This is a genomic window from Nostoc sp., assembly GCF_036918015.1.
Lineage (GTDB): Bacteria > Cyanobacteriota > Cyanobacteriia > Cyanobacteriales > Nostocaceae > Nostoc.
The window spans coordinates 46,456-62,251 of the sequence record NZ_JBALEO010000069.1; the positions used below are offsets into that span (position 1 = coordinate 46,456).

4 protein-coding genes are annotated in these 15,796 nt (G+C 39.3%); all 4 read right to left on the reverse strand.

Annotated features, from left to right (window positions below; translation table 11 throughout):
• Nucleotides 1-42 precede the first annotated feature (42 nt).
• The 4 genes from V7K61_RS17585 to V7K61_RS17600 all read right to left on the reverse strand — a co-directional run bounded on the left by V7K61_RS17585 (nt 43) and on the right by V7K61_RS17600 (nt 15,795).
• Complete coding sequence (locus V7K61_RS17585) at nt 43-4,659, reverse strand: type I polyketide synthase (protein WP_335055061.1); 4,617 nt, start codon at nt 4,657-4,659, stop codon at nt 43-45.
• Nucleotides 4,660-4,699: 40 nt separating this feature from the next.
• Nucleotides 4,700-9,382 carry a type I polyketide synthase gene (locus V7K61_RS17590; protein WP_335055063.1) on the reverse strand — a complete coding sequence of 1,561 codons (4,683 nt, stop codon included), beginning with the start codon at nt 9,380-9,382 and terminating at the stop codon, nt 4,700-4,702.
• A gap of 46 nt (nt 9,383-9,428) precedes the next feature.
• Nucleotides 9,429-11,075: a pyridoxal-dependent aspartate 1-decarboxylase PanP gene (panP, locus tag V7K61_RS17595; protein WP_335055065.1), complete on the reverse strand. Its 1,647-nt coding sequence runs from the start codon at nt 11,073-11,075 to the stop codon at nt 9,429-9,431.
• Between the two features lie 157 nt (nt 11,076-11,232).
• Nucleotides 11,233-15,795 carry an amino acid adenylation domain-containing protein gene (locus V7K61_RS17600; RefSeq protein WP_335055067.1) on the reverse strand — a complete coding sequence of 1,521 codons (4,563 nt, stop codon included), beginning with the start codon at nt 15,793-15,795 and terminating at the stop codon, nt 11,233-11,235.
• Nucleotide 15,796 lies beyond the last annotated feature (1 nt).

Sequence of the window (15,796 nt, forward strand, 5' to 3'; positions counted from 1 at the left end):
CTATTTCTAGATAAAGATTTAAAATCAAGTATTTGGGGAAACTTATAACAAGAGAACTGCTACTTCTTCTTCAGATAATTCTTCAATCTTTTCCAATAGAAGTTGTTCAACTATTTCTGCTTGTTTCGCTGGTATCATTGCTTCAAATAAAATGTCACGTAGTGCTAAGTCTACAGGGAATTTGGTTCGCAATCGAGAAACTAATTGAGTTGCAATCAGTGAGTCGCCTCCTAACTCATAAAAGTTATCGTAAATACCAATTTCTGCAATTCCAAGTACCTCTTGCCATATTTCCGTAATTTGTTTTTCCAACTCATTTTTCGGAGCAACATAGGAATTACTCAGGCTAGGCCTAGAGTACTGTGAGGATAAATTTGATTGATTAGTTGATGTTGAATTTGCTAGAGAGTCAAGGTTAAATGGATAATTTTTTCTGGCATTAATATCTACTTCAGAAATAATAATCTGAGTTCCTTCTCTTAAAGAAAATACTCGTTTAAATAGTTCTACAATTTCTGTTTGGGTAATAGCTAATTTTGACCCAGATACTTCCTCAAGTGTTGTTTCTTCTTGGTTAGTATTTAGTTGTAATGTATCCCAATTTATAATATACCACGGAAAATCATTATTCTGGTTGCGTCGGTTAGCAAAGGTGTCAAGGGATTGATTAACAGCTGAATATAAGCCTAGTCCAAATCCTCCTAAAATGGAAGATAAAGAAGAAAAAATAATCCAAAAATCTAATTTTATGTTTTGTAAAACTTGTTCTAATACTGTAATCTTACAAAGTTGAGATTCTAAGAATTTTTGTAATTCTATTTTACCAATTTCTGGAATGGAACCAAATATATTTGCGCGTTTTATTCCAGTTGAATAAATGACCCCATTAATTTGTCTAATATTTTCAGATGCAAGGCTTTGAGACATTTGCTCATAATTAGTTGTATCTGCACGCATTACCAAAATTTTTGCACCTAATTTCTCTAATGCTAGCAATTGTTGAATTTTGCAACTCACTTCATCTTCTTGAGTGTGAGATTCCAGCCATTGCGAGAAATCATCTTTTTCTGGGAAGATAGAATCCTCGATAAATATGAGTTTTGCTTGAAAAGTTTTTGCTAAATATTCTGCAAGCACAACTTCAATACTTTCTAAACCACCAGCGAATAGGTAAACACCTTGTTTTCTCAATGGTGTTTTTTCGTTAGCTACTGATTCTAAGCGAACTGGCTCAAACGTTTGTACCCAACGGTAGCGATCGCGATAAGCAACTACCATGTCTGAGGATACAGAGGTCAACTCATCCAAAAGTTGGTCAATAATATTACTCTCACAATCTTCTTGTCCTTTTTCTGTGTCTCTGCGATTAGTTAAAGCAATATCAATACATCGACAAGTAATATTAGGATTCTCTTGAGGGATGACTTTACATAAACCTAATATGGCTGCTTTCTCTGGGTCTAGTTTTTCATTCCCATTCACCTCTTGGATATTGTTCGATACCACCAAAATTTGCAAGCGATCGCTAATTTTCAGTTTACTAAGGCTCTGCATTAAAAATAGTAAACTGTTGAATTCTAAATAATCTCTTCCTTGACGATTTTCTAAATTGCTTACACTCCACAAATAAGCAATATTTTCTGGATTTTCACCTGATGATATTAATTCTTTCAGTAAGGTATTATAGTCTTCACTTATGTATGGATTAATTGTATAAGTATCCTCACTTAGCTTACTAAACTGCTCTCCTTGTTGAACAATAATGACATTTTCAGTTTGATTTTTTAACGCATCAATTACTTTTTTAGCCAGTCCCAAATCATCCACAAAAAACAGCCATTTTTCTTGCGTAGATTTTATTGGATAAAAAGACGACTTATGCAGCAAAGAGCGCTTCCATGAAGGAATATAAAACCAGTCGGCAATATCTTGTTTATGATCTAATGTAATTGATTTTGTATTTACTGAAGTGGGTGGGGATTTCGCATCAACCCAGTACCTTTGCCGTTCAAAGGGGTAAGTAGGCAAAGGCAAACGATGACGCTGCTCATGGTTATAAAATCCCGACCAATCTATTTCGACACCAGAAAGCCACAACCGACCTAATGTTTGCAACAACCAGGCAACATCCGATTGCTGTTCTTTAACATGGCGTAACGAAGTCAATACCTGTTGCTTGGCATTTCCATCCAAATGCTGTGTCGTTAATGTACTTAAAGTTCGCCCTGGTCCCACCTCCAGAAAAACACCTTCAAATTCCTGTATGAGTTGGGATATCCCATCTGAAAATCTGACAGTTTCTCGTAAATGTTCACACCAATAATTCGGATTTGTCGCTTGCTCTTGACTAATCCAATTACCAGTTACATTCGAAATAAACCGGATGCGTGGTGGATTCAGTTTGACTGTTTTTATCACCTCAATAAATGCTGGCAATATTGGCTCCATCATCGCCGAATGAAATCCATGAGATGTATGCAACAACCGACATTCAACTTCTTGAGAGGATAATTGCTTTTCAAGGGCTGCAACTGCCTGGTTTGTTCCCGAAACTACACAAGAACATGGACTGTTAATCGCTGCAATTTGTAGAGATGTTTGATACAACTTTTGTGCAGACAGCAGCAACTGCACATCTTTTTCTGGCAGCTTAATTGCCAGCATACTCCCAGAGGGCAACTGTTGCATCAACTGTCCTCTTTTTGCCACAATTTTTAAGGCATCTTCTAGAGAAAATACATCTGCAATGGTTGCGGCGACATATTCCCCAATACTATGACCAATCATTGCTTCTGGTCGCACACCCCAAGACATTAATAACTGAGTCAGGGCGTACTCTGTAACGAATAACGCGCTTTGCGTGAAGGCTGTTTCTTGTAGTTGCAAACAAGCTGCTTCAGTATCTTCTTCTCTGGGATAAAGTAGAGAACGGATATCAATACCCAGATGCTCTTGCAAAATCACAGCGCAAGTATCTATATGTTTTTTAAACGTCGGTTCGACTTCATACAGTTCCCGACCCATGTTTGCATATTGTGACCCTTGTCCTGAAAACATCAAGATGACTGGCTGTTCTCTATGCTCTTGACATACAGTAAAAATCCGCTCCTGCGCCTGTGTCGCCAAGACACTTACAGCATCTTGAACACTCTCACACACCAAAATTCGGCGATGGTTAAAAGCTCTACGACCCACTTTTAGAGTGTGAGCAACATTAGCTAAATTTATATCTGGATATTCTTTTAAATACGTAACCAAATTTTCAGTTGCAGTATCTAAGGCTGTGCTAGTTTTGGCTGATAATAATATCAATTGCCAAGGTCTAGAGTCATCAAAATATTTAATGTCAGGGGCTTCTTCCAGAATCAGATGGGCATTAGTTCCACCAAAACCTAAAGAACTAACTCCTGCTCTGCGGGGAGTATTATTAGCTTTCCACTCGGTAAGTTTAGTATTAACGTAGAAGGGGCTATTGACAAAATCAATCTCAGGATTGGGAGCTTCAAAATTTATACTAGGAGGTATTTGTTTATATTTTAATGCTAGGACAGTTTTGATCAGACTTGCAACACCAGATGCTGTGTCTAGATGTCCAATATTTGGTTTTACTGAACCTACAGCGCAGAAGCCATTTCTTCGCGTAAAAACACGAAAAGCCTTAGTGAGGGCAGCAATTTCTACTGGGTCTCCAGCAGCTGTTCCAGTTCCATGAGTTTCAATATAGGAAATATCATCAGCATCTATTCCGGCATTTGCCAGAGCCTCTACAATAACTTCAGCCTGGCCATTTACACTAGGTGCTGTATAGCTAACTTTTAAAGAGCCATCATTGTTGATTGCTGAACCTTTAATAACTGCATGAATGTAATCTCTATCTGCTATTGCATCTTTTAATCTTTTTAAAACGACTATTCCCAGTCCACTGCCGAAAATAGTACCCTGTGCTTTAGCATCAAATGCCCGACAATGACCATCAGGAGACAAAATTCCGTCCTCTTCATATAAGTAACCTGACTTTTGTGGAACTATAATCGTAACCCCACCTGCTAAAGCAATATCACACTCTTCATCAAGTAAACTTTTGCAGGCTAAATGTACAGCGACTAATGAAGTAGAACAGTAAGTTTGGATACCTACACTTGGCCCTTTTAAATTTAATTTATACGATATATTGGTAGTCAAAAAATCTTTGTTCAGAGTATAGTTATTGGAAATATTTATTAAATTAACATTTTCATATATATTGTGAAAAAAGTAACTATTTGTGCTAACACCGGCATAAACCCCAATCAAACCTTCATAGGTTTCTGGATCGTATCCAGCGTTTTCAAGAGCTTCCCAGGCACATTCTATGAATAGGCGATGTTGGGGGTCCATTACTTCAGCTTCTCTAGGGCTGCAACCAAAGAACTTAGCATCAAAATACTCAATGTCTTCTAATACAGGTGCTGCTTTAACATAATTGGATTCGTTTAAAACTTCCTCTTCAAGATTTAAATCTACTAAGTCATGATTGGAGAAAAATGAAATAGACTCAACACCATTTTGAAGATTATGCCAAAAATCATCAATATTTTTTGCCCCAGGTAAACGGCCAGACATTCCCACTATTGCTATATCTATATTTGCTGTTTGTTCTTGTTTTAGATTGGTATTCATAATTTCTCGCTCTAGATAAATTAACTGAAGTTAACATATTTTAGTTACTGTGGATTTTCATCTGTCTTCTTTTCTGTCCTCGCTTTAGTCTTTGTTCAAAAGTATTTTCCTGAGATTCTTCAGGAGTAAAAATTTTTGCCATAGAACTGATGTTCGGACATTCATAAAGTTTGGCAACAGAAATATTTACATTAAATACCTTATTTAAGGTTGCAATAAGTTGAATACCTATCAGCGAATCACCACCAAGTTCAAAAAAATTATCATAGATTCCTATCCTTTCAATCCCAAGGATTTGTTGCCAAATTTCAAATAGCTGTTGCTCAATTTTATTTCGAGGAGCAACATAATCATTACTTAATTCAGGTCGAGGATATTTTGAGCTAGATAGATTGGCAATTTCTAAAAATTCTAGGGATTGTATTTGTTTGGAAGAATTATAATGTTTAAGTTTATCCAAGAAGTCAGAGGTAGATATTACAACTTGAGATATTGTATTTCCCAAAGTACGTAGAAAAACCTCTACACCCTCATTAGGTAATATGCCTTGTTTAAGCTCTTCTATTCGTGATTCTTGGAGGTGTTGAGGAACTCCTGTATTTACAGCCATTCCAATTTCTTGCCAAGCATCCCAGTTGATACTTGTAGTAAATTTGCCATGTTTTGAGGCATTACGGTGAGCAAAGGCATCAAGAAAAGCATTTGCTCCACAATAGTCTACTTGTCCAAAATCACCTAAAATTGAGGCGCTTGATGATACTAGAATAAAGAAATCTAACTGAATATCTTTGACAAGTGAATCAATAACTACTGTACCTTTGACTTTCGGAGCCAGAATACTTTCTGCTTCTGCTTGAGTTTTTCGCTGAATGACACCGCCTCCAGGAATTCCAGCAGCATGGATGATACCGTTTAACTGACCAAATTGTTGTTGGGTTCGAGTAATGACACTTTGCATTTTTTCGATGTTGCTCACATCAGCACTCACCACCAAAACTTCTGCACCTAAGTCTTCAATTTCTTGAACTTTGCGAATTTTGTAGCTAGTCCTATCAGTTTCATCGTGAGTAGCAAGCCATTGAGACCATTCGTCTTTTTTGGGTAAAGCAGAACGTCCTAGCAATACTAGTTTTGCTTGTACAGTTCGAGCCAAGTATTTTGCCAAAACAAGTCCAATATCTCCGAGTCCACCTGTAATTAAATAGACTCCTTTTTCTCTTAGTCGAGGCTTTTCGATTTTAGCTTTATCGAAGCGCACAGGTTCAAAAGTTTGAACCCAACGGTTTAAACCTCGATAAGCAATGAGTTTTTCAGAATCAGGAACTATCAGTTCCGCCAGCAATTGTTCTACAAGTTTTTCTTCTTGCCAATTTCGTTGTTCTGCAAGTATAACATCAATACTACGACAGTTTATATTTGAATATTCTTGAGATATTACTTTAATTGGCCCAAGTAAAGTAGCTTTCTCCGGGCAAAGTATTTCATTTCCCGTTACTGTCTGTAATCCATTAGAAATAACTGTAATTTGAAAATTATCACTAGTTTCTAGTTTTCCCAAAGCTTGAGCAAGAAATAGCAGGCTGTAAAATCCTATTGTTTGAGCTTGTTCAACTTTTTTAATTTCTAATTCTTCGTCACTACTAGGTGTAACATTCCATAAATGAGCAATCGTTTTTGGCAACTTATTTTGCTTATAAAGCTCCTGGAGTAAAATATCATAGTCATAATTATTTTTCGGATTAATAGTATATTGAGATTCACTTAGTATGGTAAAACTATCACCAACTTTTACAGTAATTACATCCTGGTTTTGTGTTTCTAATTGTTTGACCAATTTACTACCCAAGCCACACTCATCGATAAACACCAAAGTGCAGGACTTCTCAGATGCTAATTCTGTATGTTCAAATTGTAATGGTGGTAACGAAGGCTTCCAAAAAGGGATATAAAACCAGTCAGCTATATCAGGTTTTTTACCCAGTGATACTGGAGTGTGACGCTCATCTTGTCCTTGCTTGTTAGGTTCAATCCAGTACCTTTGTCGTTCAAAGGGGTAAGTAGGCAAAGGCAAACGATGACGCTGCTCATGGGTATAAAATCCCGACCAATCTATTTCGACACCAGAAAGCCACAACCGACCTAATGTTTGCAACAACCAAGCAACATCCGATTGCTGTTCTTTAACATGGCGTAACGAAGTCAATACCTGTTGCTTGGCATTTCCATCCAAATGCTGTGTCGTTAATGTACTTAAAGTTCGCCCTGGTCCCACCTCCAGAAAAACACCTTCAAATTCCTGTATGAGTTGGGATATCCCATCTGAAAATCTGACAGTTTCTCGTAAATGTTCACACCAATAATTCGGATTTGTCGCTTGCTCTTGACTAATCCAATTACCAGTTACATTCGAAATAAACCGGATGCGTGGTGGATTCAGTTTGACTGTTTTTATCACCTCAATAAATGCTGGCAATATTGGCTCCATCATCGCCGAATGAAATCCATGAGATGTATGCAACAACCGACATTCAACTTCTTGAGAGGATAATTGCTTTTCAAGGGCTGCAACTGCCTGGTTTGTTCCCGAAACTACACAAGAACATGGACTGTTAATCGCTGCAATTTGTAGAGATGTTTGATACAACTTTTGTGCAGACAGCAGCAACTGCACATCTTTTTCTGGCAGCTTAATTGCCAGCATACTCCCAGAGGGCAACTGTTGCATCAACTGTCCTCTTTTTGCCACAATTTTTAAGGCATCTTCTAGAGAAAATACATCTGCAATGGTTGCGGCGACATATTCCCCAATACTATGACCAATCATTGCTTCTGGTCGCACACCCCAAGACATTAATAACTGAGTCAGGGCGTACTCTGTAACGAATAACGCGCTTTGCGTGAAGGCTGTTTCTTGTAGTTGCAAACAAGCTGCTTCAGTATCTTCTTCTCTGGGATAAAGTAGAGAACGGATATCAATACCCAGATGCTCTTGCAAAATCACAGCGCAAGTATCTATATGTTTTTTAAACGTCGGTTCGACTTCATACAGTTCCCGACCCATGTTTGCATATTGTGACCCTTGTCCTGAAAACATCAAGATGACTGGACAGTGACCTGGCTTGTGGTGGTGACTAAAAATACGTTGTGGGTATTGGCTGTTAAGCGATTTCACTGCATCATTTGGGTCTTGGCAAATCACGATGCGGCGATAGTCAAAAGCTTGACGACCTATTTGTAGGGTGTGAGCGACATCTGGTAGGGGAATATCGGGGTTTTGCTCTAAATAATCATGCAGTTGTGCTGTTGCAGTGTCTAAAGCTGTGCTGGTTTTGGCTGAGAGCAACAACAATTGCCACGGACGGGAGTGTAGAGACGCAACTTGGCGCGTCTCTACTGGAGCTTCTTCCAAAATAACATGGGCATTAGTCCCACCAATACCAAAAGAACTCACACCTGCTCTGCGGGGTGTTCCGTTAGTTTTCCACTCGGATAATTTGGTATTGACGTAAAAGGGGCTATTGGCAAAGTCTATCTGTGGATTTGGCTCTTGAAAGTGCAAACTTGGAGGTATTTGTTGATGTTTTAATGCCAGGACTGTTTTAATTAAGCCTGTTACACCAGCTGCTGTATCCAAATGTCCCACATTGGTCTTTACTGAACCAATAGCACAAAAACCTTTTTTATTTGTGCTAGCACGAAAAGCTTGTGTGAGAGCTTTAATTTCAATCGGGTCTCCTAAGATAGTTCCTGTACCGTGTGTTTCTACATAAGAAACAGTCTCAGGTTCGACTCCAGCTAAAGCTAAAGCTTCTAAAATAACTTTCCTTTGACCATCAACACTAGGGGCTGTATATCCAACTTTTAAAGAGCCATCGTTATTAACAGCTGAACCCTTGATTACTGCATAAATAAAATCACCATCAGCAATAGCATCCTCTAATCTTTTCAAGACTACTACACCTAAACCACTGCCAGCATTAGTTCCTTTCGCTTGAGCGTCAAAAGCTCGACAATGACCATCAGGAGAATGAATTCCTCCTTGTTGATAGTGGTAACCAGTTTTTTGCGGCACTCCAACGCTAACACCCCCTGCTAAAGCCATATCACTTTCACCATTTAGTAAACTTTGGCAGGCTAGGTGGACAGCAACCAATGATGTGGAACAAGCTGTCTGAACATTGATACTTGGCCCTCTTAAGTTTAATTTATAAGAAATTTGTGTTGGGAGAAAATCCTTATCATTCCCAATAGTAATACTGCCTTCTGATTCCATCAAATCCCGATGGGAATATAAGTTTGATAGCAGGTAGGTACTGGCAGCAAGACCAGCGAAAAGACCTATTTGACCGCTATAAGTTTCCGAATTATAGCCAGCATTTTCTAAAGCTTCCCAAACACTTTCCATAAAAAGACGGTGTTGTGGGTCTGTAAGTTCAGCTTCTCTGGGGGAAAAACCAAAAAATGAAGCATCAAATAACTCTATATCTTCTAATATACCGCTTGCCTTCACGTAATTGGGTTCGTTAAGCAATGATCGATCTACCCCAGCAGATATTAGTTCTTCATTCGTGAAAAAAGAAATTGACTCTACGCCATCCCGCAGGTTGTTCCAAAAGCTATCAATTTCATTTGCTCCCGGAAAACGACCCGCCATACCAATAATAGCAATCTCGTCTTGAAGATTCTCATTTAAGCTATGAATAAAATTATTGGCTATATCCATAAGTCAAAACCTGATGATAAATATTTTCTTTCTAATAGCAAGTTGTTCAATATGAAAGTGAAATTTCAGCAGCAATCTGAATTTGGTCATTTAAAACAGCCTCAATATCTTCTTCAGTAGTTAATGGATTAGCAATTACTGCACGCATGGCAATTACAGGAATTTCTTTGTCCAAACTGATAATTATTTTCGTTGTTCGTGAGATAAAAGTGCGACCGATATGACGCTGCTTTTTTTGTAAATATTCATTACAATCATTGATAATTTGATTATCTGTTTCTGTTAACTGGGTTTTGGCAATCAGCCCTCTAAATTGCTCTGGAATATAGCGATAGATTAATAGATTAGTATCAGGTTCTGCCAACAATTCAAATTCAGGCATCGCCGAAATCCGAGCAGCCATATATTGAGTTTTGCGGATTCCTTCATCAATCAAAAATTCATATCCCTTAAGCCCAATCAGTTTTAGACCAGCGTGTAAAAATAAAGCCATGCCCGGTCGAGAACCTTCTAAAGCACGTTTACCTAAATCAAACGATCCCTTACGCATGGTATAGCTAGCCTGTTTTTCGATTGAAGAAGCTAGATAGGGGTTGCGGAAAAAGACCATACCAATACCCATTGGCAAATACAGTTGTTTATGTCCATCAATAGTGACTGAATCAGCTTTTTCTATACCAGCAAGCTTATACCGATATTGTTCAGAAAAAATTAGTGGGCCACCCCAAGCAGCATCTACGTGAAAATGAGCATTGGCTTCTTGTGCAATCTCCGCAATATCTTTAAGGGAATCAACTCCACCTGAATCTGTCGTGCCAGCAACCCCTACAATTGCGATAATTAGTAAGTTTTGGTTACGACAGTCTATAACAGTTTGGCGCAGTGCTTGTAAGTTAACTCGATTATTACAGTCAGCAGGGATTCTGATCAAACTATGAGTACCAATGCCCATCAAATCCGCAGCTTTATCAAAAGAGTAGTGCATCAAGTCAGAGCCAATAATTACTGCTCCTTTGTAGCCATAGAAATCTAGAGCAGCTGCTAAACCTTCTTTTTCTACGCCGAGAAATCCATCTTTCGGACCTAGTGAAGCATTTCGCGCGCACCAAACTGCTGAGATATTCGCCACTGTTCCACCAGAAACTAAGATTCCTAGTGTACTGAGGTTGTTTTGAATATGTTGAGTGTAGAAACCGTCAGAAAAATTATAAATCTGTCGATGCAACATAGCCAAAGCCTCACGTTCACAGAAGGTGAGGGCTTTAGCTGTCTCTATTTTGACGGCGTTTTGATTCATTGCCGTCATGAGTTTAGCCAAAGGGCGTACAAAACTAGGAAGTGCCGAGGTCATGTGACCAATAAATCGTGGCGAAGATGTATGTATTGAATGAGCAACAAGATTATTGCCTATGTACTTGAGATAGCCCTCAAAGTTAGTGGGCTGAACTGGAATTTTACTATCAGAAAACTTTTCTAGTAGTGAGTCTAAATCAATGTTGGTATTAGAGTCAATATTGCTTAAAAAATCTTGAGAAATATTATCAGTTATTTCATCTATTTGTTTTTCAATAGAGTTTACCTGATTGAATGAAGCAAACATTTGCATTACTTGCTCTTCTATCCCATCATGTAATACCTGTTCAGATTCAAAAAGGTAATTCTTGTTTAGCATTTCTTGGCTGCTCGATGTCATATTGTGTTTGTTGCAATAAATTTTTATACTTCATTTGTGAAATAAGAAGGTTTTGCCTTCTTTTCTTGAAGTGTTATTAGCACTTTCTAAAATGTTCGATTTTATAGGGCATCAATCTTCTAGCGATCGCCCTTATTTCTTCAATGCCTTGTTTAAACTAAACATCTTTTTGCTTTGTTGCTTCTCGATACTCTTTTCTAACTTGTTTTCGCCGCTGTACTGAAGCCGTTCTGCTCTCTGGGTGATGAACAGGTAGTAAAACAGGTGTTTCTTCGCTAGATTCCTGACTAAAATATTTAGCCAAGTGACTTATAGTCGGATATTCAAACATATCAACCAAGGTGAAATCTCGCTGAAATACTTTTTGCAACTTGCTATGAACTTGAATTAAGAGCAATGAATGACCACCAAGTTCAAAGAAATTGTCATGAATTCCCACGTCCCCAACATTCAGTATTTCTTGCCAGATACTAGCAATAGTTTTTTCTATTTCGGTTTGGGGTGGCTGATAAGCTGCTTCTAATTTAGGTCTTGTCGTACCAGGTGCAGGTAATGCTTGGCGATCGACCTTACCATTAGGTGTAAGTGGTAGTGCATCTAGCATCACGAACGCTGACGGCATCATGTAGTTAGGCAGTTTCGCCTTTAAATCCTGCCGTAATTGGGACACAACCTGAGTATTAGATATCTGCTGTAGTGGAGTATTAGTAAAATCACTCCAAGTCTGAGAGCTAGCTGTTTTTCCACTGCAAGGAGGAGCCACCATTATAGGCTTTATTTGTGATGCTACAGTGCGCTTTTTGAATACTACTTGGTATTGACCATCGACACTATCATCTGACCAGCTAATATCGACGATATAAGGTAATTCTTCACTAACAGCCCATAATTCTTCGGGGTCTACGCCAGTTGTTGCTATTGCCTGAAGAGCTTGGCGTACCTCACCAACATTTGTCAAGCCTTTGGGCTTTTTGAGTAATTCTACAGCTTTTATATCTGGCAAGACACGAGCATTAGGCACATTAACAATTCCTAAAATATCCGGCTCAGTCTCTATAAGTAATTGGCGGACAGATGCAAGCGTCAGCTTTGCTTGCTGCCAATCTAACCATGAAATATCTACTGGAGGATTGTCATGTCCTACATGGATAATCACATCGTAGCGGAATTTTGTCAACTCATTATGAAAGTGCCCGCGTTCCAGATGAATTTCTACATGACTAATCTTGGGCAGATGCTGCTTTAAGGCGATAAAAAAGGCCGCATCAATAACTAACTGTTTCTCTGCAAATATTTGCTTTTGCACAAGTTGCTGTAAATTTTCTACAGAGAGAGAAGCTGGTGCTTTATGTAGTTGAACAGAGGTGTGAAAAGCTTCTAGTAAGCTAAAATTGCGAACATCTCCTATAAATATAAAGCCTCCAGGCTCTACTACATTTACAGCACCTTCCAACACCTTTAATAAGTAGTCAACACTTGGAAAATATTGGGCTACTGAGACTATAAAGACAGCATCGAAAGTATCTGTACTTATACCAGTGAAGTCATCTGCTCCTTTCTGGATAAAGCTCACTCCTGACAAATTTTGCCCTAAGTTGCTTAATTGTTGCTGGAGAATGTTTAGAGCATTTTGCGAAATATCAGTTGCACAGTATTGTGTGCAATGAGGAGCAAAGCGTAAAAGCATTAGACCGCTACCACCACAACCAATTTCTAGGATGTGGGTTGGTTGTAAAGCTGAAATCCGCTCAACTGTTTGATCCATCCATTCACGTACTTCTCGATCGGGGAGATGCAAGCCTGTATAGCTACTTTCCCAGCCCTTGATATAAAAACCTGACTGTTGTTCTGAGTCTAACTCGTTGTAAAGACTATCAAAAACTGCCTGCCACTGCGAGGCTTGTTGAGTGTTCAAATCAACTACTGATGTCTGCTCTTTTACAACATCAGATGTATTAGCAACTACATAAGCCACTAACTGCTCGTAGTCTGACACATCTTTCCTAGAAATCACTGTTGCTTCCATAACAGATGGATGTTCGTTGATGAGTGCTTCTATTTCTCCTAGCTCAATACGGAAGCCCCTAATTTTTACTTGGTTGTCAATACGATCGCTAAATTCAAGTTGACCATCGCTGCGGTAGCGTACCCGATCGCCTGTTTTGTAAAGACGAGAACCTGGGCGATCGCTAAAAGGATTTGGTATAAACTTCTCAGATGTTAACTCTGGTTGGTGCAGATAGCCTCTGGCTACGCCAATTCCGCCAATGTGCAATTCGCCCCAAACACCGATGGGGACTGGTTGTAAATCAGTATTTAACACATAGGTTTGCATATTAGCGATCGCTCTGCCAATCGGCACTTCCCCTTCTAGAGTTGTCAGGTCGCAAACTGTAGCAACTACTGTGGTTTCTGTCGGCCCGTAGGTATTAATCAAACGTATGCCTGATTCTACTTGCTGTTGCCAAATGTTAAGTTTATCTGGTGAAGCTTTTTCGCCACCAATAATAACTAGGCGCAGTGATTCTGGTAGCTTTAATGCTGATGTTGCCAGTTCTGAAGTTATTTGATGCCAAAAAGCAGTAGGTAGATCTAAAACCGATATGCAATGCTGTTGGCATTTTTCATTGAAAGCTTTGATCGAAACCAACATTTCATCAGTTCGCAATACCAAAGTCGCACCGTGTAGCAAACAAGGAAAAATTTCTTCACAAGCGGCATCAAAGCTGATGGAGGCAAATTGCAAGATCCGGTCTTGTGCTTGTAGTTGGTATTCTGCGATCGCTGCTTGGACAAAGTTTACCAAAGATTGATGTTGGATAGTGACACCTTTGGGTGTACCAGTAGAGCCTGATGTATAAATCACATAGACTAGATTTGCAGGGGTGGTTTGATTTACAGGGTTTTGTTTGATTGCTGACGATCCGGCTTGCCAATTAATATCGTCATCGAAGCAGATGACTTTTGCTGTATGCGGTGGCATCTGTGCCAGTAGGTACTGTTGTGTAAGTAATACTGTCAGTGGAGCATCATTTAGCAGCAGTGCCAATCGCGGCTGCGGATAAGTTGGATCGATCGGTACGTAGGCTCCCCCAGCTTTGAGGATGGCTAATAGCCCAACGATCATCTCGATTGATCGCTCTACACAAATCCCGACTAATACTTCTGGTTTTACTCCTAATGAACGCAAATAATGTGCTAGTTGATTTGCTTTGGTGTTTAGTTCCCAATAGGTTAGCTGTTCATCTTCAAATACTACTGCGATCGCATCAGGTGTACGTTCTACTTGAGCCTCGAATAACTGATGGATGCATTGATCTTGAGAATATTCAACCTGAGTCTGATTCCATTCCACAAGTAACTGATGTCGCTCATGTTCTGTTAAGAGCGATAACTCACCAAGACGTTGCTGTGGATTGGTGGACATACCTTCTAGCAAAGTCTGTAAATGTCCTAGCATTCGAGTGATCGTGTCAGTGTCGAAGCGATCGCTGTCATCGCAAGTAATATTGAGCAACAACTCCTCACCTGGATTCACGCTTAGGGTTATCGGATAGTTAGTCTTTTCAAAGCTATGAAATTCCTCTATCTCCAAATTTATATCCCTCTGCCGTAAGGAAGGATCTACAGCATAGTTATCAAAAACTACTATACTCTCGAACAGCGATACACCTTTGGAAACTTCGCTCCATTCTTGGACTTTCACTAATGGACAATACTCGTATTGCCGTGCTTCAACTAGTTGATCTTTGATTTTCTGAAGCCAAGGCAAAAGAAATTCTTGGGATGATACTTGTACTCTAATCGGTAACATATTGATAAACAGCCCTACCATAGACTCGGTTTGAGGTAAAGTAGGGGGACGACCAGAAGTTACTGCCCCAAAAACTACGTCTTCTTGACCACTGTAGCAGCTCAATAGCAAAGCCCAGGCTCCCTGTACAAGGGTGTTCAGCGTTAATTGGTGTTGCTTTGCTACAGACTGCAATGCTGCTGTTGTGACTACAGAAAGTTTAACTTCTCGCTCGTCATAGCCATCTGTTTGAGTCAGTAATTTTCTAGCTCGTTGATTCACCGATAGCTGTGTCGGAGTGGTAAAACCTTTAAGTATCTTTCGCCAAAAAGTTTCAGCTTCCGATAGGTTTTGTTGCTGTAGCCAGGCAATGTAATCTCGATACGGGCGAATTGATTCTAAGTATAATTCTTGACCATTGCTAAAAGCTTTGTAACAAGCAAGGACTTCTTTAAAAACTAAGGCAACAGACCAGCCATCTAGCAACAGATGATGATGACTCCAGGTAAAGTTATAGGAAATATCTGAAAGCTGAATCAGTGTTAAGCGCATCAATGGAGGTTGCTTAAGTTCAAAGCCACTAGAGCGATCGCTTTGTAAGAAAAGTTCTAACTTTTGTTGTTGTTCTTCTGGAGAGAGATCCTGCCAATTATACTCCTGCCACGGTAAAGCCACCTGTCGATGCACAATTTGTACTGGTTCTTTTAAGCCTTCCCAAACAAAGCAGGTTCGGAGAATGGAATATCGTTCTACAATATGCTGCCATGCCCGACGAAAGGCTGTAACATTGAGCTTTCCGTGGATAGTCCAGCTAAATTGTTCAAAATAGATGCCAGATTTAGGAGCTGCAAGACTATGGAACAGAATGCCCTGCTGCATGGGCGAGAGCGGATAAAAATCTTCAATGTTTTTGTTTTGCACACCCATG